Genomic DNA, 25,563 nt, shown 5'->3' on the forward strand with positions numbered 1-25,563 from the left:
AAACCTCTCGCGAATCTCATGCTGACCTTACTGATTTTTTCGGTGCTGTCACCGGCGGATGAGAACGGCTAGTCCCAATCGGGCGCAAGGTTGCGTGGATTGACGATGCGGCCGTCTGGTCTTGCGAGGGCGTGCAGTGCCCGCATCTCTTCCGGCGACAGCTCGAAATCGAAGATCTCAAAATTGCTCTTCGCGCGCTCCTCATTGACGGTCTTCGACAGCGCAACCACGCCCTCCTGCTGCACCAGCCAGCGCAGGACCACCTGGGCTTCGCTCTTGCCATGGGCAGCAGCGATCGCCTTGATGGCAGTATCGCCGATCACCTTGCCATCGGCCATGGCGTAGTAGGCGGTGATGCTCATGCCGGCCTTTCGGGCCGCATCGAGCACGGCAGTCTGACCGAGATAGGGATGATATTCGACCTGGTTGGTGACGATCGGTGCCTTGCTCAGCGCAACCGCTTCCGCCATCAAGGCGGTGTTGAAGTTGCTGACGCCGATATGGCGAACCTTGCCGGCATCACGCACTTCGTTCAAGGCGCCGATGCGCTCAGCCAGGGGCACATCGCTTTGCGGCCAGTGCAAGAGCAGAAGATCGGCATGATCGGTCTTGAGTTTCTTCAGGCTCTCCTCGACCGACCGGATGAAATCCTTGTGCCGGTAACTGTCGACCCACACCTTGGTTGTGAGGAAGACGTCGCCGCGGGCGACACCCGAACCGGCGATGGCTTCGCCGACTTCCGCCTCGTTGCGATAGGCCTGGGCGGTATCGATATGGCGGTAGCCGAGTTTGAGGACAGCCGGGACCATGCGGAGCACGTCGGCGCCGGGCATACGGAACGTCCCGAAGCCGATTGCGGGGATCTTTGCGCCATTGGCGTCTACATTGAACATTGTTATTCCTTTCGATATTTCAGGCGGCGACGAGTTGCGCGGCGGCACGTCTGTCGAGCATCTGGCTCCAGAGGGTCAGAGCGAGCGCGCCGACCACCAGAAGAGCACCGACCCACGGCGTTGCGCCGAGACCGAGCGGCGAGGCGACGATGAGACCGCCGAGAAATGCACCACCGGCAATACCGAGATTGAAGGCGGCGATATTGAGGGCAGAGGCCACGTCGACGGTATCAGGCGTATGGATCTTGGCAAGCTGTACCACATAAAGCTGCAGGCCTGGCACATTGGAGAAGGACAGCGCACCAAGCGCCGCGAGCGTCACCAGAGACCATATGGGTGATACGGCGGTGAATGTGAAGGCTGCAAGGACGATGGCCTGCAGCAGGAACATGACCCCGAGAGCACCGACCGGATTGCCATCGGCGACACGCCCGCCGACCATATTGCCGACCGCAATGGAGAGACCATAGAGGACGAGGATCAGGCTGACTGTCGAGCCGGCAAAGCCGGTGATCTCCTGCAGTACCGGGGCAAGGAAAGTGAACATGACGAAGGTGCCGCCATAACCAAGCGCCGTCATGGCAAAGGCAAGAAGCAGGCGTCCGCTCGCCAGCACACGCACCTGATCGATAAGACGGGCAGGAGCGGCTTTGGCGATCTGTGACGGAAGCAGGATCGCAATTGCCATGAACGCGATCACGCCGAGTCCGGAGACGGCCCAGAATGTGGCGCGCCAGCCGAGCTGCTGGCCGATGAAGGTGCCGAGCGGTACGCCGGTCACGATGGCCACGGTGAGGCCCAGGAACATCATGGCGATGGCGGAGGCGCGACGGTTGGGCGCCACGAGATCGGCAGCAATGGTTGCGCCGACCGAGAAGAACACGCCATGGGCGAAGGCACTCAGCACACGCGCGACAAGCAGCAGTTCATAGGTTGGCGAGAGTGCCGCAGCCGTATTGCCGACAATGAAAAGCGCCATCAGGCCGAGCAGCAGCGGCTTGCGCTCGATGCGTCCGGTGAGGGCGGATGGGTGCGCCGAAGGTGACGCCAAGCGCGTAGACACTGACGATGAGGCCGGCCAGCGGCAGCGATATATTCAGATCACCGGCAACAGTGGGCAGAAGACCGACGATGACGAACTCTGTCGTCCCGATGGCATAGGCGCTGATTGTCAACGCCAGAAGAGCGAGAGGCATTGTCTTGTCCTTTGAGTGGAGGCTGTCTTGGGAACCAGCCCGCGAATTGCGAAAATGGCGGAACGGGTCCGGTTGAGGCTGAATATGGCCTATCGCTATTACCTTGATAATCGCCTCATATTGCTCAATACTTGTGAAGTGAATTCACAAGTGGATTGGACCTCCGATCATGGATAACCGGGCTGGCGAGATGGATGTTTTCGTACAGGCGGTTGAGCTCAACAGCTTTTCCGCTGCGGGGCGGCGGCTCGGGCTGTCGCCTTCCGCCGTCAGCAAGATGATCACCCGGATCGAGGAGCGGCTCGGCACACGTCTGCTTGTCCGTTCGACGCGGACGTTGCAACTGACGCCGGAAGGCGAGATTTACCACCAGCGGGCACTTCGCATCGTTGCGGAGATCGAAGAGGCAGAACGCGCCGTGGCTTTTGGCGCATCGGCTGCGCCGCGCGGCCTGCTTCGGGTAAACTCATCGGTGCCGGTTGGCGTACGCTGTATCCTGCCGCTCGTGCCGAAATTCCTGCAATGCTACCCCGAGGTGAAGCTCGATGTTTCCCTGACCGATGGAGTGGTGGACCTGATCGAAGAGCGCGCAGATATTGCCATCCGCGTCGGTCCCATGCGCAACTCAAGTTTGAAGGCCCGCAAGCTGTTCGAAAGCCGCGTCGTGGTGATTGCTTCGCCAGATTATCTTGCCAAACACGGCATGCCCTCTCATCCGCGCGAGCTTGCCCGGCACAATTGCCTCACTTTCAATTTCCGCCGCGTGTTGAATGAATGGCCTTTCAACAATCCTGAAACGGGCGAAACCGAGATGCTGGAGGTCTCGGGCAACTTCCTCTCCAACAATGGCGTGACGGCACAGCAGATGTGTGTGGCGGGGCTGGGCATTGCCCGGCTCGGCTATTTCCACGTCAGCGAGGACATTCTTCAGGGCCGTCTCGTTGTCCTGCTAGAGGAGTACAACCCTGGGGACATGGAATTGATCCACGCCGTCTTCGTCGGGCATGAATATCTCGCGGCACGGGTGCGCAGTTTCGTCGATTTTCTGGCGGAGAACATAGGGATGCCTGGCCCCTTGACGAACGGCGCTGCAAGGTCATGATTATTCCGGATTGAGAAAGCGATGACTGACGCTGAGAAACTCAAAGCTGTGCGACATGCCTATGCCAGGCGAATCCTGGCTAGCGTCGGAGTTGACGACGCGCGTATCGAGCAAGCATTCGCGGAAGTGCCGCGCGAAGATTTTCTTGGTCCCGGACCGTGGCCGATAAGCCGTTTCGGCCTTGGCTATGTTTATACACCCAGCGCAGATCCCGCCTACCTCTACACGGATGATCTGGTCGGGATTGCGCCGGAGCGGCATATCAATAATGGCGAGCCATCGCTGCACGCCCACCTGTTGTGGTTTGCGCAGCCATCGGAGGGTGAACATATTGTGCATGTCGGAACTGGCACTGGCTACTACACGGCCATCATGGCGCATCTGGCGGGCCCAACTGGACATGTAACCGGCATCGAACTGGAATCCGATCTGGCAGCGCGAGCAAAGGAATATCTGACCGCATATCCGAACGCCGAGATTGTCGAAGGCGATGGAACGATCGTGCCGTTTGAACCGGCGGACGTGATCTACGTCAATGCCGGCGCGACGCGGCCGGCTGATACTTGGCTGGATCGGCTGAATGACGGTGGCCGTCTGGTTCTGCCGTTGACCACCGATGATGGATTCTCGTCGTATAGCAGCATGCGGCCGCGCGGCGCAGTGTTCCTCATCACGCGGAAAGGCGCGGAGTTTCAGGCACGCTGCGTTTCAGGCGTTGCAATCTACCCTTGCGCCGGGATGCGGGATGCGACTTCCGAAAAGGCCCTCGCCAGAGCATTCGGGAACGGCGGCTTGAAGCGGGTGACGCGCCTTTACCGCACTGACGATATTCCCGATGAAAGATGCTGGCTGAAGGGGCCGGGATGGTGTTTCGCCTACGAATGAGGCGATGACACCGGACCGGCGGCTTTCGCCGCGGTTGTCCGGTTCTTCAGGTTGAGCAGATTGCCGGAGAGTATCAATGCGGCTCCGGCAGCCGTGAACACGTCGATGCGCTCCGCATAGATCAGCCAGCCAAGCACAGCCATCAGCGGCACACGCAGGAAGTCCATGGGAATGACCACTGTCGCATCGGCATAAAGCAGAGCCTTGGCCATGCAGAAATGCGAGAAGGTGCCCGTGAAAGCGATGATGATGACCCATGGCAGGACCTGGAGCGATGGCCATTGCCACACATGCAGCGCAGGCAAGAGGCCGATGGCAGACTGGATGGTCAGCATCCAGAAGATAATCTTCACCACGCTGTCGGTGCGGGTCAAAGATTTTACCATGGTGAATGATATTCCGAAGGTGAAGGCGGCACCAAGCACAATCAGCTGACCTGCCTCGACGGTGCCGATCCCCGGGCGGACAATGATGACCACGCCGATAATTCCGAGCGCGATGGTCAGGATCCGCCAGATGTTCAGCCGCTCGCCGAGAAACATGACAGCCATCAGTGCGGTCCAGGCGGGCGTGGTGAATTCGATGGCGATCACCTGTGCCAGCGGGATCATCGACAAGGCTTGCAGCCAGGCGAACTGGCCGGCGTAGTGCGCACCATTGCGTCCCAGATGCTGCCAGATGCGATCGGTCTTCATCGCCCTGAAACCGCCTGAGGAGCGGATCAACGGATAGAGCATGGCGAGGCCGATGATCGAGCGCATCTCCATGATCTGGAAGACATTCAGCTCCCGCGAGGCTTCGCGGCCTGAAATCGCCATGAGGATGATGGCGGTAAGCGATCCCATCATCCAGAACGCCGCCTTCAGATTGGATTGCTGTACTTCCATGATCGTCTGGGTTTATTTCGCGTAGACGCTGGCAAAATCCGCGAAGCCCTTGACCTCGATCGGGTTCCCGGATGGATCGCGGAAGAACATCGTCCACTGTTCGCCCGGCTCACCCTTGAAGCGAACCACCGGCGGCATAACGAAATCGACATCTGCCTGTTTCAGGCGGCCGGCCAGCACATTCCAATCTTCGAGCGGCAGGATCACGCCAAGGTGCGGCATCGGCACCATATGATCGCCGACCTTGCCGGTATTGGTGGTTTCGAACGGCTTGCCGAGATGCAGCGAAATCTGATGGCCGAAGAAATCGAAATCCACCCAGGTGTCCGTGCTGCGGCCTTCCTCGCAACCAAGGGTACCGCCATAGAATCGGCGCGCGCCGTCGAGGTCGGTTACGTGATAGGCAAGGTGAAACAGCGAACGCATGGGGGATATCCTGATGGGCGGGAGTGCGCTGGAACCTAGCAGCAAGGCTGAACGCAGACAATGCGTGGTTGCGGGAATTGCGGCTTCCATTGCTGCCGGGGGAACCAAATGAACCAACTGCGAGTTGTAGAAAGCTACTCTCGAATGGATCCCGAAAACAGGAAGTTTGCAATGTCGATTTTGATCAGTCTTCTGATCACCGTTCTGGTGATCTTTCTCGTACTCTACCTCATTCAGATGCTTCCACTTGACGGTCGCGCCAAGCAGATCGCCCAGGTAATCGTGATCGTCATCGGCATTATTTCGCTGCTGCGGTATCTCGCCGTGTTTTAGCATCAAAGCGGGCGGGGCTTTCGGTTTCCGCCCTTTCTACCGATTTTCCAGTTGACCCAGCAGCCAGTCGCGGAAGGCACGAATTTTCGGCACATTGCGCCGCGCTTCCGGGTACACAAGCCAGTAGAAATGGTCGGCGGTGCCAACAATACTGAACGGCTGGATAAGCTGGCCTTGTGCCAGCTCCGTTTCATAGAATGCGGGGGTCAGAATTCCCACACCCTGTCCGGCAATGACAGCTTTCCCCTCAAGATGCTGGTCGCCAAAGCGGCTGCGGGGATCGCCGCGCAAATCGGGTTCGGAAATTCCCGCGGCACCGAACCAGAGTTTCCACCAGGGATCGCCCGGATCGACAATCGGCAATTTGAGCAGGTCCTCGGGTTCCTTGACGCCGCCGATGGTGGCAGCCAGCGCAGGGCTGAGCATCGGCGTGAAGTCGGCATCGAAGATCCTGTGCGCAACGATACCCGGCCAATGCCCGCTGCCCGAGCGTATGCCGACATCGGCGTCCTCGCGTGAAAAATCAACGACTTCGCGGGTGGCTTGCAGCCGGACGGCCAGCGCAGGCTGTGCCAGCTGGAACGAGCCAAGGCGCGGAACCAGCCAATTGGCGGCGAAAGTCGGGATTGTTGTGATCGTCAAGACGCCATCGGCACTCTCGCGGGTGGCAGCAATTGCCGCACGCATCATATCGAAGGCCTCACTCATTACCGGCGACAGGCGCGCTCCGACCTCGGTCAGGATCACCTGCCGCGGACGGCGCAGGAACAGCGCTGCACCGATGCGCTCCTCCAGAAGCTTGATCTGATAGCTGACGGCCGCCTGCGTCATACCGAGCTCTTCGGCTGCCTTGGTGAAACTGCCATGACGCGCCGCTGCTTCGAAGGCGCGTATTGCGGCAAGGGGGGAAGGTTCATGCATGGCTCCGCATAAGGTGTCCTTATGCATGGTACTCGGCGTTTTGTTGGAAAACAAGCGCGGCAAGGTGCATCTAGTACTCAACACCAAGACGCAATGCGTCGCCAACAATTGGAGTTGAGATTATGAATACCGTATCGACACCACTCAGCCACGTTGCAACCCACGGCTCCTGGTGGAGCCGGATTGCCAATCCGGTGAAGCCAAACGGAACGCAAGATAAACCATCCTACATCGATACCGGGGATTTCTCGGATCACATGCTGCGCGATATTGGCCTGCACGATGGCCGCCCTATGCGGGGGGACCGGCAAGAGCCAAACGATCTGAACACAGTGCTCAACGACTACCCGGCACGCTCCCTGTGACGGTGCTATGCCTCAGGAGTCGAAGTCGGTTTCGAGTTGCTTTTCGAGCTCGACAAGGTCATCGGGCAGCGGCATGCCCATGGCCTTGAGCTCGTTCAGCTGTTCACGCAAGTTCTCATGAATCTCATGGGCGTCCGTTGGCCGCTGGACCATCGCTTCGAGCAGGAGGGCTATCCGCGCCTTGATGTCTTCGAACGCCATGATGGTTCCTTTCACGTCTCATGCACTGCCGCTATGGTAGCAGATTATGTGCCGCCGGAATATTGCGCATCGGAGACCTTCTCCATCCATTCGGCAGATTTACCGTCGAGCATTTCCTGCATGGCGATATGAACCATCGTCGTGGCCGGTCCGGCGCCGTGCCAGTGCTTTTCACCCGGCGGGATCCATATCGTGTCGCCGGCCTTGATTTCCCGCAAAGCCTCTCCCCAAGCCTGGACGAGCCCGAAACCGGAAATGACGTGCAGCGTCTGGCCGAGAGGATGCGTATGCCAAGCCGTCCGCGCGCCGGGCTCGAACCTGACCGCTACCGCCTGCAGGCGGGCAGGTGCTGGCGCCTCAATGATCGGATCCTGCCAGACGGTGCCGGTGAACCAGTCCGACGGGGCGCGGCGCGAGGGAACCGAGCCAACTGCCTTTATATCCATTACGCACCTCCTGTGGTTTCTGGCACGCCGGTCCATTGCTGCGGGTCTGGCGTTGCGTCGACCGATGCTACCACCGAATCGAGAAATCCCGGAAAGCGTTTCTCCAGATCGTCGCGGCGCAGCGTCAGCATGCGTTTCGTGCCCTCGGGGCGAACTTGAATGACGCCCGCTTCACGCAGCTTTGCCACATGGTAGCTGAGGGCGGTCTTTGATCCGAGTTGAAGAAACTGGCCGCAGCTCATCGCCTTTTCGCTGTTGCGGGCAAGAATGGCGATCATCGTAAGGCGCGTTTCGTCGCCAAGCGCGGCAAGCACGTTTGGAAGCGCAATATCCTCGGTGTCCGGATGCGGAAGATAATTTGTCATGGGCGTTTAATAGCAATTGGCAGGAGAGATTTCAATGTTCAACATTTATTGAACTTTGTGCTTGACTTTCTGCGGGGAAAGTATCTTAGTTCAACGATCATTGAACATTAAGGTCTAATCTCATGGATATTCGTCTCGTCGGATTGGCGCTTGGCACGTTCGCCATCGGCATCGAGGGGATTCGTGGTTGCCAGCCTCCTGCCGCAGATCGCCGGTGACACCGGTGTCACGCTGGTGCAGGCTGGTTATCTCGTCGTCACCTACGCCTTTGCCTATGCAATAGGCGCTCCGGTGGCTGCTGCACTGACTGGATCGCTCGACCGGCGCACTGTGCTGACCGGCAGCACCCTGGTCTTCGTCGCCGGTGCGCTTCTTGCCGCCGTCTCGCCCACTTACATTTTGCTCTTGGCGGCACGTCTGCTGATCGCTGTGATGGCCGGTCTCTACGCGGCGACGGCTCAGGCGACGGCGGTCGCCATTTCCGAGCCGCATCACCGCGCCCGGGCGATTGCAGCCATTGTTGGCGGAACCACACTTGCCGTGGCCTTCGGTGCACCGCTTGGCGCTTTCATCAGCGCCTTCGCGGGATGGCGCGGCACCTATTATTTCATCGCGCTCATCGGAGCGCTTGCAGCACTGGTTGTCTGGTTCATGCTGCCACGCGGCCTCTACGCAGACCGGCTGACAATCGCACAGCGACTTGGCGTCGTGCGCCATCCTGGCCTGTTGCCGGCGCTGCTGACGATGCTGCTTTACATGACCGGTCCGTTTGCGGTGTATACCTACATTGCCGCGGTCGCCGTGGAAGGAACGGGTCTCAGCCGCTCGCTGATGCCTGTGGTCCTGCTGGCTTTCGGTATTGGTGCGGCGATTGGCAATTTCCTTGGCGGACAGTTCTCCGATCGCTTTGGCGCGACGCGAACCGTTGTCATAGCCTCGGTTCTCAATGCTGTCGTGCTGATGTCGGTCAGCTGGATCATGAATTTGCCGGACAATATCGCCGGCCCGAGCCTCATTGCGATCATGGTAATCTGGGGCGTCATCGCCTGGATGTTCCCGCCGGCGCAGGCAAGCCGCGTTCTGGCCATCGCCCCGGAAAGCGCGCCGCTTGCTCTTTCGCTGAATTACTCAGCGCTCTACCTCGGTGTGGCGTTCGGCTCGATGATCGGCGGGCAGGTCATCGCCCATATCGGCCTTGAGTATCTCGGCTGGATCGGCGGATTGTTCCCGCTCATGGGGCTGGTGGTGATCCGGCTGGCAAACACCGGCGTTCGCAAGGAGGAGTTGTCGATTGCGTGACGAATTATCCGCCGATGCGGGCGGTGCCGGTCTTGCCGTCATTACGGAACCAGGAAATCCTGTTCTCGCCGGTTCGCTTGATGGTAAAGCAATACTGCCGGCCCTTTCGCCAGGTCGGCCACTTCTGACAGAGTCTGTTGCCCTCGACCCACCACCGCCCGGCCTCTCTGGGCGCAAACATGCCCGCGGCCGAAATACCGGAAACGTCGGCGATAACCTGGCCGCTGGCCTTGTAGGTCAGCGGAAGTTCGCCGCCGAACGGAGTTGAGAGATAGACACGCTCGCCTGTGATCCGCCTCTTGATTTCGCTGCCGGATAGTTCCTGTGCGGCCGCGGTCTCGCTTAGAGCGAAAAGTGCGAGTGTGCCAACGGATATGGTTCTTGCTGTGGTTTTCATGACACCGTTCCCGTCGATGCAATGGAGGTATTGTATCCGATAAGCTCGAGACCCTGTCCGGTTCGATTTAGTGTCAGGACCCTGGATCCATGCAATGGCCGGCGTGTGTGGACCGGATGGGACAGGCGCTCGACTGCCGTTTCGTTGGCCAGGATTGGAAACCGGAAAAACGCCCCTGTTCACCTTGCCATCGTGTCCGGTTGACACGGTCATCACACTCGCCGTCCAGTCAACGATCCGGCTGGGATATTGTTCCCTGCCGGATGCGACGTGCCATTATGTGACGGGAACGGCCGCGAGCGTCCGAGCTTCGCGAAACGAGATCAGCCTGCGGTGATTTTCATCCCAAAGGACGAGTTTCACGCAAGCCAGGCTTTCCATGATTGTTATGCGCCCTATGTCGCCGAGTTCCGGATAGTCCTTGATCACCTCCGGAAGCCGGTAGCAGGGAACCCTGCTTGACAGGTGATGTACGTGATGAATGCCGATATTGCCGGTCATCCATCGCAGCACCCCTGGCAAAACATAATGGGATGAGCCGTGCAGCGCGGCCTCCTGGAACTCCCATTCCGCGCCCTTCGACCAATGGGTCTCTTCGAACTGATGCTGTACGTAGAACAGCCAGATACCGGCGGCCCCCGCCAAGGTGACAATCGGCAGGTGGATGAGGAGGAACGGGCCGACACCAATAAGCCACATCAGGACGATCGCCATGAGCGCAATCCCAAGATTGGTTGCCATCGTGGAAACCCAGGGTTCAACGCCCGAACGCATCATGCCGAATGGGAGGCGTTGCTTGAAGATGAAAAGCCAGACCGGTCCGATGCCGAACATGACAGCCGGATGGCGATAGAGCCGGTAGCCCAGCCGTCCCCAGCGCGACAAGGCGCGGTATTCGGCCACCGTGAGGGTGGTTATGTCGCCATCGCCGCGCCCGTCGAGATTACCTGCGGAGGCGTGGTGCAGGGCGTGCGTCCGGCGCCAGTAATCATAAGGCGTCAGCGTGAGAACACCAATCACCCGCCCGGTCCAATCGTCGGTGTGGCGATGCGCAAAGAAGGAACCATGACCGCAATCGTGCTGGATCATGAACAGGCGCAACAGGAAGCCGGCAGCCGGAACGATGAGGACGAGGCCCCACCAGAAGCCGTAATGCACTGCTGCCCAAGTGAGGGCCCAGAAAATGGCGAATGGAACGATGGTGACTGCAAGCTCGAATGCGCTGCGTCCCCGGTGCGGTTTGCGATAGTTGGAAAGAATCTTGGGCCATGAGCGTTCGCCCGGGCCAATTGCAGGTAGGATTTTAGCGGAAGTTGTTTTCATCGGCTATCATAGACTTGGCGCCAATGCGCGCGCAAGATGGTCCGCCAAGAAACATTTGTAAAAGGATCAAGGATTCAGACCCTGACCCTTGATCAAGTTTTGTTTATATGGACAAAATTTGCCCTAGTGCACGATTGTCGCATCAAACGGCTTCAAACCATGATTATCCATGCTGTTCCGGTAGATTGCCGTTGCCTGGGTGCGATTGTGCGCCCGAAGCTTGCGGATAAGATTGTGGACGTGCACCTTTACCGTATGGACCGAAAGTGCCAGCCGGTCAGCGATGATCTTGTTCTGCAGACCCTCTGACAGAAGCTGTAATATCTCATGTTCCCGCAGCGTCAATGTTTTCACCGGCCATGCACTTGCCGGATTACCCTTCGGTTGATTGTAGAGCGAATTTGCCGTGCCGGATAATTTGTTAGACGTCTTTTCCATCAGACGAATGATGCTGGACGGATAATAATCACCGCCATTCAGCAATAGCCAAACAACTGCAAGCCAAACATCGAAGTTTCAGGCTGAAAGGGAGAAGCCCTTGAATTTGCTTGTTGTCAAAGAGAGAGTTGAATTGCTGGAGAGCCGAACTGTGCTCATCCATCATCAGCGTGACCGAAGCGGCCGGAAAGCGCATCTTGCATCGCACTATGCAATCGGCAATGTCAGGTACAAAATCCGCATGGATCAAGACCAAACCGACGCCGGCATCAAATTCCTCGGGCTCAGCAAGCTTGCTGGACAGATTGACCTGAATATCGGGGAAGGTTCGTTCAAGTGACTGAACCAATCCCTGAAACACAACTCCTGGCTCGGCATATATAAAAATGCCGCCTTTGAAATTGGCGCCGTCATCAGGCTGGGTGCCATGCTGGATTTGGTCGGTTTTCATACGCGCAACTGTCACACTCATAATCGTACCCTACGCCAACGAATGAAGTAGTCCCCTTTTGTGTACGGTTTCATCGAAACATTATTATTTGGAATCACCTAAACCCTTGTAATTCATGCAATCAGCGAGGGTAGTGAACGCAACGTGACGCGACCGTGACGCGCCAGCGCAGTGTCTGTTTCTTATGGGTTGTGCACCGCTTGAAACGGGCAAAACGGTGTTTCCGCATACCGGAATACCGTGTGAAAGGGCGCCGGGATCCGGGGTTCTGCCCGGATTACGGCAAATCCATTAATCCAAAGGGACACACCAGCACAGCAAGGTTCATCCATCAGGTGGAACCGCTTCTCACTTCTCCTAAATGGCGCTGAATCCGCGACGCCGGTACTCTGCCATAAAATGCGCCCGGTATGACCGTGACAGGTGAACACACTTTGCATGGGGAGCGCTTAATCAACTATGGGGGTGTGTCTTGTTTGTATGGATCACCAATTGTCTGGCAGCATTGTCGGTAAGTGCGGTGCTGATCGTCATACTGAAGAAGGTATCGCCTGCGTTTGCTCTCGTGGATTATCCCGATTTGCGCAAACGGCACGATGGCGTGGTTCCTTTGTGCGGCGGAATCGCGATCTTTGCCACGTTTACAATGGTGATGCTCCTTCGGGACCGAGACAGCGCGCTTCCCCTGAACTTTTGGGCGGGCCTGCTTATCACATTGCTTGTCGGGGTACTGGATGACCGCAACGAACTCTCGGCCGTCAAGCGGCTGGCAGCCCAATTCGTTGTCGCGCTCATCCTGGTCAATCCGCTTGCAGGAACCGCCATCGTCACCGGTATCGCGCTTCCGCCCGGCCTTCTCAATGTATCGTTCCCGCTTCTTACGCTCGTGGCCGTCCTGTTCATTGTCGGCCTGATCAATTCCTGGAATATGATAGATGGCGTGGACGGATTGGCAGGCGGGGCGGCGGCGGTTGCCCTTTTCTGGCTTGCTGTGATCGCCGCACTGAAGGGTGCGGGCGAACTTGTATTGCCGATGCTCGTGCTTCTGGCGGCAGTTTGCGGCTTCCTTGCCTTTAATATGCGCAGCCCATGGGTCGCTCGCGCCAAGATATTTCTCGGCGACGCCGGCAGTACGGCACTCGGCGCCACCATCGCTTTTCTGGTGATCGCGCTCTCGATTCTGCGCCGAGATCGCCTTTCCAGTCCTGTTGTGGATTGTCATTGTCCCGGTACTGGATACGCTCAGCCTGATCGTTCGCCGGATGCATGCTGGTCGCAGTCCTTTGGCCGCGGACCGCTGGCACCTGCATCATCTCCTCCTCGACCGGTCAATATCACCAGCAAAGACGACAATCATCATCGTTGCGGCATCTGCGGTCTGTGGCGGCATTGGATGTGCGGGCATTGTCACAGGTTTGTCGAACCTTCTCATGACAGTGGCGTTGCTGCTGCCCCTCACCGGTCATTGCGCCTTTGTCTTCATTGCAAGTAAACCGGGCGCCATCTCGCTTCAGCGCGCCGCCCGCACAGCCACCGTGTCCCAGCTGACTTCAATGCCACCCATGGCAGTTCGACCTGACCTTAACGTAAACCATGCGTCTGCGCCGCCGCCCGCCAAATCGCGGCCCGGTATCCTTTCGGACGCTGTTTGAGATTCCAAGACTGTGGAGTGAGACTTTGCCAATATCCGTATTGATCATGACCCTGAATGAAGAAGACAGCCTGCCGGCGTGCCTGGCATCGCTCACCTGGTGCGACGATATCGTGGTTCTGGATTCTGTTCAGTACCGATCGGACCGTCGAGATTGCCAAGGAAGCCGGTGCACGGGTTTATCAGCACAAATATGAAACCGAAACCAGGCAGCGCATGTACGGGCTGAAGGAGATTGAATTCAAGCATGAGTGGGTCTACATGCCCGACGCCGACGAGATCACGCCGGAAGATCTGCGCGACGAAATGCTGGCGATCGCTGCCGATCCAGACCGGCCGGAAGCGATGTTCAGCGCCCGTTACAAGAACATGTTCATGGGCCGCTGGATCAAGCACAGCAGTCTTTATCCGACCTGGATCACTCGCCTGTGCCGGCCCGAACGCATTCACTATGAGCGCGAGTGCCATTCGCGGCCCGTTGGCGATGGACCGACGGGACGGTTGCAGTCGCATTTCGTCCACTACAGCTTCAACAAGGGGATGACGGCCTGGTTCGACAAACACAACCGCTACTCCGGCTTTGAAGCGCGCGAATCCCTGCAGATCCTGCGCAGCAAGCGGATTCCCTGGACCGGGTTTTTCAGTGCGACACCCGAGGCCAGGCGGCGAGCACTGAAGGAATTCTCATACCGGCTGCCTTTCCGTCCTGCAGCACGATCTCGCCTATATGTATTTCTTGCGCGGTGGTTTCCTGGACGGTTGGCAAGGCTATCACTATTGCCGGCTCATCGCGTCTTACGAGTACATGATCGTCATCAAGATGAGAGAATTGCAACGGCGAGAACTCGGCCTTTCGATATGAGCAAAGCCCGAAACTTTCCTGTGGCGGCTTTGCGGAAGCGTCGTATACCTACGCTGTCAGCCAAATCGATCACCGCGGGATTGTCGCTCGTGAGCGCCTTGATGATCGCTTCCGCAATCCTTGCGCCGTTTCTGGCCAACCTGCTTCTCACCGTCCGCGATCGGGTCAGCAAGGCGGACGTGATCGTCGTCCTCGGGGGCGATGGGCCAGCCAGGGCGGAGTGGGGGTGCCGAACTCTGGTTGCAAGGTGCCGCGCCACGTGTGCTGATCAGTGGCGATGGCGATTGCTATTGGATCCGCAGGGCGATGGTCGATCGAGGCGTCGATGCGAATGTCATCACCGTGGAATGTCAGTCGGGTACGACATGGGAAAACGCTCTGTTCTCAGCACCACTGCTGAAACACATGAACGTACGCACCGCCATCCTCGTGACGAGTTGGTACCATTCGCGCCGCGCACTCGCGAGCTTTGCCGCGACTTCCGCCGATATACGCTGGATATCGGTGCCGGTAGAACCCAATAAGGCGCTTTGGAGAATGGCGCTCAGAATCGATGGAATTCAGCTTCTCAAAGAGTACCCGAAGACGGTGTGGTACGCCCTGCGCCGGCACCTCGGGATCGATTCAATGTTTGTTCCCCCGCAGTTTCCTTCAAGGGAAGTACGCGCATGACGGTCTCGGCCAGGATCCGGCACACGGGTGTAGAGTTTGCTGGCCGGACGCATGACGAATGGTTCGTTCAGATCGGGAGATATCGACATGCGATCACGCTATAACGATCCGACTTTCGACATCGCTGCGCAGCCACTGCCTCGCTTCGGCGGCGCGACTTTTGCGCTTCGATTCCGGATCATGCGGTTGCTGTGGACCATCTGCTGGACGTTGTTTGCAGCCTGGACGCCGTCTCCCTTGAGCCCATGGAGAGGCTGGCTGCTCCGCCGATTTGGCGCGCGAATCCATTCAACGGCAATCGTCCGGAGCAGTGCAAGGATCTGGTGGCCCGGCAATCTCACCATGGGGAAGCACGCGTCGATGGGTCCCGGCGTGATTTGCTACAATGTGGCGGAAATCACGATCGAGGATTTCGCCATCGTCTCCCAGCGGGCACATTTGTGCACCGGAACGCATGACGTCGATGATGAGGGGTTTCCGCTGAAAAGCCGGCCTATCACCATCCATTCCAACGCCTGGATTGCTGCAGAAGCTTTCGTAGGCCCGGGAGTCGTCGTGGGGGAAGGCGCCGTACTCGGTGCGCGCGGTGTAGCGGCTGGCAAGCTCGAACCATGGACAATCTACGTGGGAAATCCAGCGAAACCAGTCCGGACCCGCAAGCGATCAGCCGCCGCTGCTCAGTGATCGGCAGCGGGCATGAGCACTGCCGAATTTTCCGCCATCTTTGCATCGCGGTTATCGCCCGACTGATAGCCCTGGATCGTCTGCTCGGCGATCCGCGGCCATGTGTAATTTTCGCGAACCAGCCTCTGTCCATTTCGTCCCATGATTGAAGCCATGGCGGGATTGTCCAGGATGCCAGCAAGTGCGGAAGCGACCTCCGCCGGATCAAGAGATACCACAGCACCAGCATGCGCCGATTTGACCTCGGGAAAGTGACAGGCATCACTGACGACAACCGGCAAGCCACAGGCCATCGCTTCGGTGATCGCAACGCTGAACCCCTCCTGGCGGCTTGGGAGACAGAAGCAGCTCGCATCCACCAAAGCCCGCAGCTTGCCGTTGCCATAGAGTGGACCGGTCAGGTGGACGCGATCCTCTATGCCCAGTTGATCGACCAGCGTCACAAAAGCGTCTCTGGCTCCACCATCCGGACCTGCCACGACGAGATCGACATCCGGATAAGACCCGGCAAGCAAGACGAACGCCTGGGCAAGAATATCCAGCCCCTTCTTGGTATGAAGCCGCGAGAGGAAGAGCACGACGCGCTTTCCGTCAAGACGCGGCAGGCGTTCCGCAAAAAAGCCTTTTGCAGGCAATTCAGCAAATTCTTCAAGGAATATGCCATTCGGTATAATCAGATTTGGCGCGGAAAGATGGAGAGGTTCCAGCAATTGCGCCTCGTCCGAGTTGAGTGCAAGAAGGAACTTGGCCCTGTTCAGCATCTTGCGATATCCGAGTGCCAGTGCCGCATGCTTCTTCAGACGCTTCTGTTGCATGCTCCAGACGTCGAGCATGCCGTGCGGCTGGATACAATACGGGATTTGGTTCCGCCTCGCGACAGCAGCGGCATTCTTGAGAATGGGCTCCCACACACCGTGAATGTGCATGAACGAAGCGCCTTCCAGCACGGTGCGCGACTTCCTTGCAGCGGCAAGGCCAAGCACCCGCTCAATCCGGTTCGGATCGGGAAGAAGGTGCCAGACGATCCGGGAAAAATGGGGAACGTCCCTGGCCGATTGAAAGGCGCGCTTTTGGATTTCACGGCCGCCATAGCTGACGATGTGAACGTCGTGACCCAGTGCCGATTGAGCCGCCGCCAAACGCACGCAGGTAGCCTGCGGGCCGCCCTTGGCCGGATCGATGGAGGAGATGACATGCACAATTTTCATGCGCGGCGCCGTTGAGCGGGAAGGGGAGAAAGAGCATCGAGCAGCCGTTCGCCATAACGCTTGACGGTGAATTCCGAGGCACGTTCGACGGCACTCTCCGACATGGCGGCCCTCATTCCCGGATGTTCAGCGAGATTTTTGATTGCCTTGGCGATCGCCTCGCTGTCGCAAACGGGAACGATGAATCCCTCAATTCCGTCGCGCACAACGCTGCCGGCGTTTTCGGTGCAGATCACTGGAAGTCCCGCCGCAAGCGCCTCGTAGATCGCGGTAGCCGATCCTTCGCAGATCGAGGGCAGAAGGAATACATCGGCCCACTCATACTCTTTTGCCATCTCCGAGCGCGGGACAATCCCGCGCAGTTCGACGGATTTTGAGAGATGCGCCTTCACCTCTGGTGCCAGGTGGCTTGGCCCCGCCATCCGGAACGAGGCGGTTTCACCAAGCAGACGGGCTGCTTCGGCAACATAGGGCGAGCCTTTTCGCAAACCGACTTGTCCGACCGTCAGGATCCGCAACGGTCCGCCGATACGGATGATTTCCTGGGGCGGATAATGCGGATCAAAGCCATAGGGTACGACCACGCATCGCTCGGCCCTTCCACCGCGTTTGACGACATTTCGGCGCACAAACTCGGATGGGCACACGATAATGTCGGCGAGCTCCCATTCAGCCTTTTCCCGTTCTGCGAAGGCCATGGCATTCGGATTGTCGCTATAGACACCGCCCCACTCTGGAAACCGCTCGTGCTCGCCTTTGACAAGCTCTTCAACATCCTCTCTTGGCGCAATCATCTGCTCGACAACGGTCCACATGCCTTGCCGCTTGGCGGCCTGCATTTGTTCCAGTGCCTCACCACCGAAAGCATAGAGACCGGCCGCGTCATGAAATCCGCGCGACGCGACAAGGCGGGAGAATTGCGACCCGGCCCACACTGCATTGGCCATGTGTTCGACGACATCCTTCTCCTGCAATCTGCGGATTGCTGACCGGATACCAAAGCTCGGGAACGTCGAAGTCAATTCCGGCGGAACACCTTTCGGGACACGGCCTGTCAGGCGCTTGACCGAGGAGGGAAACAGCGCGCGCGGGAGGCTGTTGACGAGGCGCGGCCAACCGTCCGTTGCGCAGATATCGGTGTAGAAATGCGCGAGTTGACCTTCGGATGCGAAGATGCGTGGCACCGCATAGTGCATGCGCGCGCCCAATTGACTGACGACAACGGTACCATTCATTCTGCGGGTCCATAAACTGAGGATTCTGAAGTCGCAGCGGATTGCTGCCTGAACTTGTGCATGACATCCGACCACGCACCCACGGCATTCTCGCGCGAAAACACCGTGTCGAGAACCTGCCGGGCATTCAATCCCATCTGCGCGCAGCGATCGGGAGAGTCCTTCATCTGAACGATGCAATTCGCGAGCCGTTGGCCTTCGCCGATCTTTACCGCTGCCCCGCAATCCGCGGAGGCTACAACACGTGCAACTTCGCCGTTGCTATCACCGACAAAGAGGGTTGGGCGGCCCGCAGCCAGGACACCATAGAACTTGCTTGGGACGATGCAGTGCTCGAGCCTGGGTATCAGCGAGACGATATGCGCATCGGCTGTGCTTAGGCTCTCCGCAATGTTTTCTGACGGCTGGAGTGGTTTGAAAATGACGTTCTTGAGCTCGCGATTCCGCACCACCTCCTCAACATGGGCACGCTGCTGTCCGCCGCCGATCAAAAGGAACTGAATATCCTCATTGTGACTGAGGAGGACTGCTGCTTCGAGCAGTGTCGAAAAGTCGTGTGCGCGGCCGAAATTGCCGGAATAGCCGACGACAAACTTGTCCTGCAGGCCCCAGCGCGTTCTCAAACTGTTGGAGGCGGGGGACACCGGATATATTTCGTCGCCATCGGACCAGTGATGCATGACGAATACCCGGTCATCCTCCAGCCCGTGTCCGGTAAGGTAGGACGCCATCGTTGCTGTCGGACAGACGATCATTGCTGATTTCCGCATCGACCAGTTGCGCATTATTCTGCTGAGCGTGCCAGGCAGGCTTTTGCTGGAAAGCATGCCAAGTTCCATGGCGACTTCCGGGAACAGGTCCATCACCCAGTTGACCATTTTTGCGCCGCGCCAGCGGATAGGCAGGGCGGTGGTGACAGACAACAGAGGCGGGTCGGTGCAGACCACGCAAATATCGCCCCTTTTCAAGTTCCACAGGCACCAGAGAAAGGCCGATATGTGAAAGGTTAGATAATCGATCGCCCTGCCAAGAATATTGCTTCGGCCAAAACGCGTCGCCCACAACCGTGTGACACAAAGGCCCCCCACCGATTCCTCATCGGGAAGTGTCACATTGGCATTGTCATGCAACGTACGGCTCGCAATTGCGGTGACTTCGAAACCGCGTCGTTTGAGCGCGAATGCCAACCCGGAGACCATACGGCTGGTCGCCGACTGATCGGGGAAAAAGTAGCGGTTTGCAAAGACGATCTTCATGTTGAATGTCCCAAGCCATGGCTGCACCACCAGCCCAAAAACGAGATTCTGGACCCCGATTGTTGCAGTTCGCGAGCTGCAAGAACAAGTTCAACAAAGGCACTACGATTGTTGGTGTGGTGTGGTGTGGACCTACCACTTCCGGAGAAGGCGGCGGCGATATCCGCCCCTTTTAGCGGGTTGGAACTGACCGGCATACCCGGCTTTCCATCGCCTTGGATACCGGTCCTATCCCTATTGCCGAAGTGTATCCGCATCGGCGCCATCTATAGTGAATCCGATATTCATCACTGTCTTCGGCGGCTGTTTTCAAACGGGGGAAGCCGGTCCGGGGGCCAAGACAACAACAAGCTCTCGAGAGCATTGACCAGGGAACGGCGAATGGCTGCGAAAACCGCATTGATTATTGGTGTTACGGGGCAGGATGGCGCGTATCTGAGTGAGTTCCTGCTCAACAAGGGATATATCGTTCACGGGCTGAAACGCCGGTCGTCATCCTTCAACACGGCGCGTATCGACCATCTTTACCAGGACCCGCATGATGAAGACATTCGGTTTCGCCTGCACTTCGGCGATCTGACGGACGCAACCAACCTTTGCCGGGTGGTCCAGGAAATCCAGCCGGATGAAATTTACAATCTTGGGGCGCAGAGCCATGTGCAGGTGAGTTTCGAGACCCCCGAATATACGGCCAATTCCGATGCGCTTGGCAACGCTGCGCCTGCTCGAGGCCATGCGGATCATGAAGATTGAAAAAGACCTGCCGGTTCTATCAGGCCTCGACATCCGAGCTTTTCGGCAAGAGCATCGAAGCGCCGCAAAACGAAAAGACGGCGTTCTATCCGCGCAGTCCCTATGCTGCGGCAAAACTCTACGCCTACTGGATCACGGTCAACTATCGCGAGGCCTACGGTTTCCACGCGTCCAACGGAATCCTCTTCAATCATGAAAGCCCATTGCGCGGGGAAACCTTTGTGACGCGCAAGATTACGCGGGCGGTCGCGGCCATTGAACGCGGGCTGCAGGACAGGTTGCGGCTCGGCAATCTCGAAGCAAAGCGTGACTGGGGTCATGCCCGCGACTATGTCGACGGCATGTGGCGGATCCTGCAGCAGGATGCGCCGGACGACTACGTGCTTGCCACCGGCGAAACCCATACGGTGCGTGAATTCGTCGAGAAGGCGTTCGGAGCCGTGGGAAAAGAGATCGAATGGACCGGCACGGGTGTCGATGAGATCGGCTACGACCGCAAATCCGGCAAGGAGCTCATCGAAATCGATCCGCGGTACTTCAGGCCGACCGAAGTCGAACTCCTGCTCGGCGATCCGGCGAAAGCCCGCCAAAGGCTCGGCTGGCAGCACACCGTCTCCTTCGATGCCCTGGTTGCCGAAATGGTGGAAGCCGATCTTCGAACAATCATGCGCGAGGAGGGCCGAAATGATTTCTATGGCTGAAAGGGACGATCACCACTTCGATCTGCGCGGAAAGCGGATTTGGATTGCCGGTCACTCAGGCATGGTGGGTTCAGCATTGACGCGCCGCCTTCGGCGCGAGGACTGTCAACTGCTTGAAGTTTCCCATGACGAACTCGACCTCACGCGCCAGCAGGAAACCGAGGAGTGGATGGCGAACGCCCGGCCGGACGCCATATTCATCGCTGCGGCCAAGGTCGGGGGTATCGTCGCCAATTCAACTTACCCGGCTGACTTCCTTTACGACAATGCCATGATTGCCATGAACATCATGCACACGGCGAACAGGCTTGGTGTGCAGAAATTGTTGTGGCTGGGTTCGAGCTGCGTCTATCCGAAATATGCCGAGCAGCCGATTCGCGAAGACTCGCTGCTGACAGGAGCGCTGGAACCAACAAATGAAGCTTACGCCGTCGCAAAGATTGCCGGGCTCAAGCTCGCCGAAGCTTATGCACGTCAATATGGAAGGCGGTTCATCACAGCGATGCCGACCAATCTTTACGGTCCCAATGACAATTTCGACCTGCAGAACGCGCATGTCCTTCCCGCCCTGATCAGGAAAATGCATGAAGCGAAGGTCGCAAGAAGTCCCAGCGTTGTGGTCTGGGGTACCGGAACACCAAAACGCGAGTTTTTGCATGTCGATGACCTCGCGGACGCCTGTGTGTTCGTGATGAAAAGGCACTCCGGTCCGGAAATCGTCAATATCGGTTCGGGCAAGGAGATCTCTATTCACGATGCGGCGATCCTCATTGCCAGAATAGTCGGCTATCAAGGATCCATTGTGTTCGACACATCCAAACCGGATGGTACACCGCGCAAGCTGGTCGATCCCATGCGCCTGCAGGCAATGGGCTGGAAGCCGAGCATTGGGCTCGAAGCGGGAATAAGCGATCTGTACATGCGCTGGCAGCAATCAAGCACCTTGCCAAACGACGGATCGCTGGCGGTTTCGGCCGCCGGCTGACACCGTAAAAACCGCCGGCGCTCACTGCGCCGGCGGTTTTTTGTTGGCCTGGATTTGAATGTTCTCCGCTCTGGAAAAGCAAAGCCCGCCGGGCCTGTCGACGCCCGGCGGGAGAGCTGATTTCACGCAATCAGTTTACTTTTGCGGTAACCTCTTTCGGCAGCGTCAATTGTGCGCGGAGGATATCGCCGGCCTTGATCTGATCGTGTTCGGAAAGTTCCGTCTCGTGGTATTCCCCATTGACGTCGCGAACGACTGTGAACACCAGTTTGACCGTCTCTTCGCGGGTATTTGCCCGCTGTGCACTAGCGCCGATCTCGGCCATGGTTTGAACGATGAACGTCAATCGCTTGCGCAGCCGCATAATGTCGAGTTCGATGTCTCGCAATTCCTTGGCTGCATCATTCGATCGCTGATCGTACAGGGCCTGCAAGCTCTGCTCGATCGCGTTTTCGTTCTGCTTGGCACGAGCAAGAAATGATCCGAATTCCAGTGCATCGCGCCGCATTGCCGAGAGCTGACGTTGTGTATCACGCAATGTCGATTGAGCGGTGAGACCCTGCGCGACGAGCTTTTCCGAAGCGCCCACGTTCTGCTCCAGGAGCGAAATTTCTTCGTTGCGCAGCTTTGTGCTTTCCTCGAGCGTCTGGATTTCTTCCGAATAGTTCTGCCTCTGCGCCTTGAGTGCTTTCTCCTGGCTGGCCAGCGCAGCAAGCCGCAGTTCAAACAGTTTGCGCTCGGACTCGATCACACCCTGACGGGCAGGAAGATCATCGGTTCCGGTATCCTTGGCCAATACATATTCGAAGGTTTTGTTGTTCAGCTCGGCTTCCAGCCGCGCCCGCTTTACATCCTGCGCGAACAACTGGAGTGACGTATCGGAGTAGTCCTGACGCGCGGCCACCAGCTGAGTGCCGGCGACATCGAGCTTGTCGGTAGCCTGCTTCAGGCCGCCACTCAGGGCAAAGAGCTCTAGCGCGATCATGCCCGGACGGTATTCATATTTACCCGGTTTCTGAACGTCGCCGATGACGAAAACAGGTGCATACTCCTTGACCGCAACCGAAACCGACAGACCCGGAATATGTTGAAGCAGCGCCTGGCTGATCGTGCTGCTGATTTCCGATATGCTGTGGTCAGCAACCTGAATATTGCCGAGAATGGGATATCCGATTGTTCCGCCCACACTCACAGGGAACGTGCCCGACAGCCCCGCGTCGCCATAAACCGTGATTTGCAGGACGTCGCCGGATCCGATCTTGTAGGGTTCTTCTGCCCATGCCGGCGAGATAGTTGACGATAACAGGAGCAGTGACGAGAAAGTCCAGGTCGTCACCATTCTGTTGATCTCTGAAGCCCGTTCCGGGGCGCTTGTTTTTATGTTTGATCAACATTGTCGACCTCATGCCTTTGCCGTGAATGAGCGTGATTTGACGTGCCCGGCGATCTTCTTGACCATTTTTTGTGGTGCAAGCTGCATCGGCAGGAAAGGTGTATCGTTTTTGGCCACTTTGCCGCGCCGGCGATCGCCATTGAGGACGATGCCGCCGATTTTGCGGCCGTCGGCCCGTAGCCTGGTGATGGCGGCGACAACCTGATCGGCGCGGGCTGTATCGCGCCGAACGACAACGACTGTCGTATCCACCAATGCTGATACACGGATTGCGTCGGCGCCACTGCTCACAGCAGGAGTGTCGATAAGCACGATATCGTACTGGCGTTTGAGCTGGGCGATCATTTTCGAGAATTGTTCGTGGCCCAGAAGATATTCGGCTGGAACCTCACTGCTTTGCGTTGCCACGAAATCGATGGACGACGCAATATCGTGCTGTACGGCCGCTTCCAATGTCTGCCTGCCGCGGATCACTTCCTCGAGATATGGGCCGAACTGATCGCCAAACTCCTTTGCGACCATGGGGTTCTGGAAATTGGCGTCAACGACGACAGTCCGGATTCCGTAGCAGACAAGGATCGCGCGAGACCTGCAACGATCAGCGTCTTGCCTTCTTGATCTCCGGCCGACGTTATCGCAATCGCCCTTGAGATTTTCGGTGATGCCGATAGCAGCAAGTGGGCCTGAAGGTCGGCGACAGCTCGTCCGAAGCTGGACTGGTTGTCGCTGATCATATGGGCCGCATCCTTTCGCTCACGGTTTGAGAGCATCGGGATCCTTCCGATAATGGGCAGTCTGGTCAACGCTTCGAGCGCTTCAGGCGAACGGATCGACCGGTCGAAAAATTCGAGAAGGAGTGCTGCAATGACGCCGAGGGCAGTGCCGGCGATTATGCCCAGCATCAGCCAGGTTTTCAGGCGCGGGCTGGACTTCGACATTGCCGGCACGGCACGCGATATCATACGCGCATCCGCCGATGCGATACCGTCCTGTTCGATCGTCTGCTTGTATCTGGTGAGATAGCTTTCGTAGATTGCGCGGTTGGCTGCCGCCTCGCGATCCAGCTGGTCGGCGTGAACGAGCGCCTGGTTCGCCGTTGACATGCTATCTTGAATTTCTTTCAGATTAGCTTCGACAGCAACTTGTTGCCGATGGGTTACGTTGATCTCGTTCCTTAAACTATCGATGATCTGCTGCACTTCCTCATCGACCTGAATTTTCAATGAATTGAGCTGAGACCTCAATTGTGGAAGCTGTGCGCTCTGAGTGGCTCCGCTCTGCTGTATTTCCAGAATTGAGCGTTCGATACGGGATTGTTCCGTCCGTAACTGCAGGATCGCGGGCGAACTCAGGACTTCGGTCAATGAAACGCCCGACTTGCTCTCAGCCGCCTCTATCGCCGTGGAAAGGCGAGCTTCGGTTCCGGCGAGCTTTGCGCGAAGATTTGCAAGTTCGGCATTCAGGGCAGCAATCTGCTGCGACTGAAGTGTCATACCGTTAGCCTTTACAAGGCCCGACTTTTCGCGAAAATCGGCGGCTGCCCGTTCCGATTGTTCGAGGGTCGTACGCAGACTGACGAGTTTGCCGCCGAGCCAGTCGCTCACGCGCCTGGTAGCCGAGGTCTGGACGTCGATCTGGTAGTCCAGATATGCTTCGCCAAAGGCATTGGCGGCGGCGGCAGAGTATTTCGGGTTATCTGCCTGGTAACTGATGTAGATCGTGTAGGACCGGCCGTCGTTGGCGACGTTCACGTTCGAAAGCAACTTGTCAATACGTGCGCGATTGTTGTCTTCCAAGCTGGCGGCGTTGCCGCTTGCCGGGGCTGCTGTCCCAGCTTTGGTCCGTTCGGTTGGTGCTGAGACCATGTTGCCATTTGCGTCAAACCCTTCGCGATCCAGCCGCAACAGCACTTTCTCGGCCATCATGCGCGAGGTAATTATGTCGAGTTCCGTCCGCAGGACCGGGCTTTCCTGCGGTAGCGGCGAAACCACCGATTCCGTCGGCAGCGCTTGAAGCTTGCGCACGTTGAGCGCAAGGATGGCCTCAGAACTATATTGCGCCGGAGAGAACATATAGCCGATCACCGACAGGCCAACCCCGATGGTGACGGTTGACAGAACGACGAGTTTTCTTCGCCAGAGTAGCGACACCAGTCGCGGAAATACCATTCCACCCTGTGCGGGCACGACTTCAGAAACGATCATGATTTGACCCCTTGCATAATCAGATTTCAGT

At 57.9% G+C, this 25,563-nt stretch carries 26 protein-coding genes and 3 pseudogenes; 11 read left to right on the forward strand and 18 right to left on the reverse strand.

Annotated features, from left to right (window positions below; translation table 11 throughout):
- Positions 1-68: 68 nt before the first annotated feature.
- Complete coding sequence (locus N8E89_RS08885; protein ID WP_262261752.1) at positions 69-893, reverse strand: aldo/keto reductase; 825 nt, start codon at positions 891-893, stop codon at positions 69-71.
- A 19-nt stretch (positions 894-912) separates the two neighbouring features.
- Positions 913-2,089 (reverse strand): annotated as a pseudogene (locus N8E89_RS08890) (MFS transporter).
- Positions 2,090-2,258: 169 nt separating this feature from the next.
- On the opposite strand from N8E89_RS08890, the gene N8E89_RS08895 reads away from it, so the two are divergent.
- Positions 2,259-3,191 (forward strand): LysR family transcriptional regulator, encoded by a 933-nt coding sequence (locus tag N8E89_RS08895; RefSeq protein WP_106662551.1) that lies wholly within the window; start codon positions 2,259-2,261, stop codon positions 3,189-3,191.
- A 21-nt stretch (positions 3,192-3,212) separates the two neighbouring features.
- Positions 3,213-4,076 carry a protein-L-isoaspartate O-methyltransferase family protein gene (locus tag N8E89_RS08900; RefSeq protein WP_262261753.1) on the forward strand — a complete coding sequence of 288 codons (864 nt, stop codon included), beginning with the start codon at positions 3,213-3,215 and terminating at the stop codon, positions 4,074-4,076.
- On the opposite strand, the gene N8E89_RS08905 is transcribed toward N8E89_RS08900, so the two are convergent.
- A complete protein-coding gene (locus tag N8E89_RS08905; RefSeq protein ID WP_262261754.1) occupies positions 4,067-4,963 on the reverse strand; it encodes a DMT family transporter in 897 nt (298 codons plus the stop codon). The genes N8E89_RS08900 and N8E89_RS08905 overlap by 10 nt on opposite strands.
- Before the next feature lie 12 nt (positions 4,964-4,975).
- The gene (locus N8E89_RS08910; RefSeq protein ID WP_113172422.1) at positions 4,976-5,389 is read right to left on the reverse strand and encodes a VOC family protein; all 414 of its coding nucleotides are present in this window, start codon (positions 5,387-5,389) and stop codon (positions 4,976-4,978) included.
- 171 nt (positions 5,390-5,560) lie between these two features.
- Between N8E89_RS08910 and N8E89_RS08915 the strand changes: the two genes are divergently transcribed.
- A complete protein-coding gene (locus tag N8E89_RS08915; RefSeq protein ID WP_100000395.1) occupies positions 5,561-5,722 on the forward strand; it encodes a Thivi_2564 family membrane protein in 162 nt (53 codons plus the stop codon).
- 36 nt (positions 5,723-5,758) lie between these two features.
- On the opposite strand, the gene N8E89_RS08920 is transcribed toward N8E89_RS08915, so the two are convergent.
- On the reverse strand, positions 5,759-6,643 hold the full coding sequence (locus N8E89_RS08920; protein ID WP_262261755.1) for a LysR substrate-binding domain-containing protein: 885 nt from the start codon (positions 6,641-6,643) through the stop codon (positions 5,759-5,761).
- Positions 6,644-6,765: 122 nt separating this feature from the next.
- On the opposite strand from N8E89_RS08920, the gene N8E89_RS08925 reads away from it, so the two are divergent.
- Positions 6,766-7,008: a hypothetical protein gene (locus tag N8E89_RS08925; RefSeq protein ID WP_262261756.1), complete on the forward strand. Its 243-nt coding sequence runs from the start codon at positions 6,766-6,768 to the stop codon at positions 7,006-7,008.
- 12 nt (positions 7,009-7,020) lie between these two features.
- On the opposite strand, the gene N8E89_RS08930 is transcribed toward N8E89_RS08925, so the two are convergent.
- The 3 genes from N8E89_RS08930 to N8E89_RS08940 are packed head-to-tail and all read right to left on the reverse strand — an operon-like array spanning position 7,021 to position 8,020.
- Positions 7,021-7,209: a hypothetical protein gene (locus N8E89_RS08930; protein WP_113172421.1), complete on the reverse strand. Its 189-nt coding sequence runs from the start codon at positions 7,207-7,209 to the stop codon at positions 7,021-7,023.
- 44 nt (positions 7,210-7,253) lie between these two features.
- On the reverse strand, positions 7,254-7,655 hold the full coding sequence (locus tag N8E89_RS08935) for a (R)-mandelonitrile lyase (RefSeq protein ID WP_106662556.1): 402 nt from the start codon (positions 7,653-7,655) through the stop codon (positions 7,254-7,256).
- Positions 7,655-8,020 carry an ArsR/SmtB family transcription factor gene (locus N8E89_RS08940; protein ID WP_106662557.1) on the reverse strand — a complete coding sequence of 122 codons (366 nt, stop codon included), beginning with the start codon at positions 8,018-8,020 and terminating at the stop codon, positions 7,655-7,657. The genes N8E89_RS08935 and N8E89_RS08940 overlap by 1 nt, the downstream gene beginning before the upstream one ends.
- Before the next feature lie 150 nt (positions 8,021-8,170).
- Between N8E89_RS08940 and N8E89_RS08945 the strand changes: the two genes are divergently transcribed.
- A complete protein-coding gene (locus tag N8E89_RS08945) occupies positions 8,171-9,319 on the forward strand; it encodes an MFS transporter (protein WP_262261758.1) in 1,149 nt (382 codons plus the stop codon).
- 4 nt (positions 9,320-9,323) lie between these two features.
- Here N8E89_RS08945 and N8E89_RS08950 read toward each other — a convergent pair whose 3' ends face one another.
- The 4 genes from N8E89_RS08950 to N8E89_RS08965 all read right to left on the reverse strand — a co-directional run bounded on the left by N8E89_RS08950 (position 9,324) and on the right by N8E89_RS08965 (position 11,949).
- Positions 9,324-9,716, reverse strand: a complete 393-nt coding sequence (locus N8E89_RS08950) for a hypothetical protein (RefSeq protein ID WP_106662559.1) — start codon at positions 9,714-9,716, stop codon at positions 9,324-9,326.
- A gap of 276 nt (positions 9,717-9,992) precedes the next feature.
- Complete coding sequence (locus tag N8E89_RS08955; RefSeq protein ID WP_106662560.1) at positions 9,993-11,039, reverse strand: fatty acid desaturase; 1,047 nt, start codon at positions 11,037-11,039, stop codon at positions 9,993-9,995.
- A 123-nt stretch (positions 11,040-11,162) separates the two neighbouring features.
- Positions 11,163-11,477 (reverse strand): response regulator transcription factor, encoded by a 315-nt coding sequence (locus N8E89_RS08960; protein ID WP_262261760.1) that lies wholly within the window; start codon positions 11,475-11,477, stop codon positions 11,163-11,165.
- A gap of 28 nt (positions 11,478-11,505) precedes the next feature.
- A complete protein-coding gene (locus N8E89_RS08965) occupies positions 11,506-11,949 on the reverse strand; it encodes a hypothetical protein (RefSeq protein ID WP_262261761.1) in 444 nt (147 codons plus the stop codon).
- 451 nt (positions 11,950-12,400) lie between these two features.
- On the opposite strand from N8E89_RS08965, the gene N8E89_RS08970 reads away from it, so the two are divergent.
- The 4 genes and pseudogenes from N8E89_RS08970 (at position 12,401) to N8E89_RS08985 (ending at position 15,797) form a co-directional block, all read left to right on the forward strand.
- Positions 12,401-13,420 carry an MraY family glycosyltransferase gene (locus N8E89_RS08970; protein WP_262261763.1) on the forward strand — a complete coding sequence of 340 codons (1,020 nt, stop codon included), beginning with the start codon at positions 12,401-12,403 and terminating at the stop codon, positions 13,418-13,420.
- Between the two features lie 185 nt (positions 13,421-13,605).
- Positions 13,606-14,441: pseudogene (locus N8E89_RS08975) on the forward strand (glycosyltransferase family 2 protein).
- A gap of 201 nt (positions 14,442-14,642) precedes the next feature.
- Complete coding sequence (locus N8E89_RS08980) at positions 14,643-15,113, forward strand: YdcF family protein (RefSeq protein ID WP_410010350.1); 471 nt, start codon at positions 14,643-14,645, stop codon at positions 15,111-15,113.
- An 87-nt stretch (positions 15,114-15,200) separates the two neighbouring features.
- A complete protein-coding gene (locus N8E89_RS08985) occupies positions 15,201-15,797 on the forward strand; it encodes an LbetaH domain-containing protein (RefSeq protein WP_262261766.1) in 597 nt (198 codons plus the stop codon).
- On the opposite strand, the gene N8E89_RS08990 is transcribed toward N8E89_RS08985, so the two are convergent.
- Genes N8E89_RS08990 through N8E89_RS09000 form a run of 3 tightly spaced genes read right to left on the reverse strand, consistent with a single transcriptional unit; the run spans position 15,791 to position 19,496 of the window.
- On the reverse strand, positions 15,791-17,005 hold the full coding sequence (locus N8E89_RS08990) for a glycosyltransferase (RefSeq protein WP_262261768.1): 1,215 nt from the start codon (positions 17,003-17,005) through the stop codon (positions 15,791-15,793). The two genes, N8E89_RS08985 and N8E89_RS08990, sit on opposite strands and share 7 nt — an antisense overlap.
- Positions 17,002-18,240, reverse strand: a complete 1,239-nt coding sequence (locus tag N8E89_RS08995) for a glycosyltransferase family 4 protein (RefSeq protein WP_113172412.1) — start codon at positions 18,238-18,240, stop codon at positions 17,002-17,004. The genes N8E89_RS08990 and N8E89_RS08995 overlap by 4 nt, the downstream gene beginning before the upstream one ends.
- Complete coding sequence (locus N8E89_RS09000; RefSeq protein ID WP_262261769.1) at positions 18,237-19,496, reverse strand: glycosyltransferase family 4 protein; 1,260 nt, start codon at positions 19,494-19,496, stop codon at positions 18,237-18,239. The genes N8E89_RS08995 and N8E89_RS09000 overlap by 4 nt, the downstream gene beginning before the upstream one ends.
- Before the next feature lie 381 nt (positions 19,497-19,877).
- Here N8E89_RS09000 and gmd point away from each other — a divergent pair.
- Both gmd and N8E89_RS09010 read left to right on the forward strand, forming a co-directional pair.
- Positions 19,878-20,950: pseudogene (gene gmd, locus N8E89_RS09005) on the forward strand (GDP-mannose 4,6-dehydratase).
- Positions 20,934-21,935 (forward strand): GDP-L-fucose synthase family protein, encoded by a 1,002-nt coding sequence (locus tag N8E89_RS09010; RefSeq protein ID WP_262261771.1) that lies wholly within the window; start codon positions 20,934-20,936, stop codon positions 21,933-21,935. The pseudogene gmd and the gene N8E89_RS09010 overlap by 17 nt, the downstream one beginning before the upstream one ends.
- Before the next feature lie 130 nt (positions 21,936-22,065).
- Here N8E89_RS09010 and N8E89_RS09015 read toward each other — a convergent pair whose 3' ends face one another.
- From N8E89_RS09015 to N8E89_RS09025, 3 genes are all read right to left on the reverse strand, one after another.
- Positions 22,066-23,274, reverse strand: a complete 1,209-nt coding sequence (locus N8E89_RS09015; protein ID WP_106667500.1) for a polysaccharide biosynthesis/export family protein — start codon at positions 23,272-23,274, stop codon at positions 22,066-22,068.
- Between the two features lie 63 nt (positions 23,275-23,337).
- A complete protein-coding gene (locus tag N8E89_RS09020; protein ID WP_262261772.1) occupies positions 23,338-23,850 on the reverse strand; it encodes a P-loop NTPase family protein in 513 nt (170 codons plus the stop codon).
- Positions 23,799-25,532: a GumC family protein gene (locus N8E89_RS09025; RefSeq protein WP_262261773.1), complete on the reverse strand. Its 1,734-nt coding sequence runs from the start codon at positions 25,530-25,532 to the stop codon at positions 23,799-23,801. The genes N8E89_RS09020 and N8E89_RS09025 overlap by 52 nt, the downstream gene beginning before the upstream one ends.
- Positions 25,533-25,563 lie beyond the last annotated feature (31 nt).

The organism is Phyllobacterium sp. A18/5-2, assembly GCF_025452215.1.
Classification (GTDB): Bacteria; Pseudomonadota; Alphaproteobacteria; order Rhizobiales; family Rhizobiaceae; genus Phyllobacterium; species Phyllobacterium sophorae.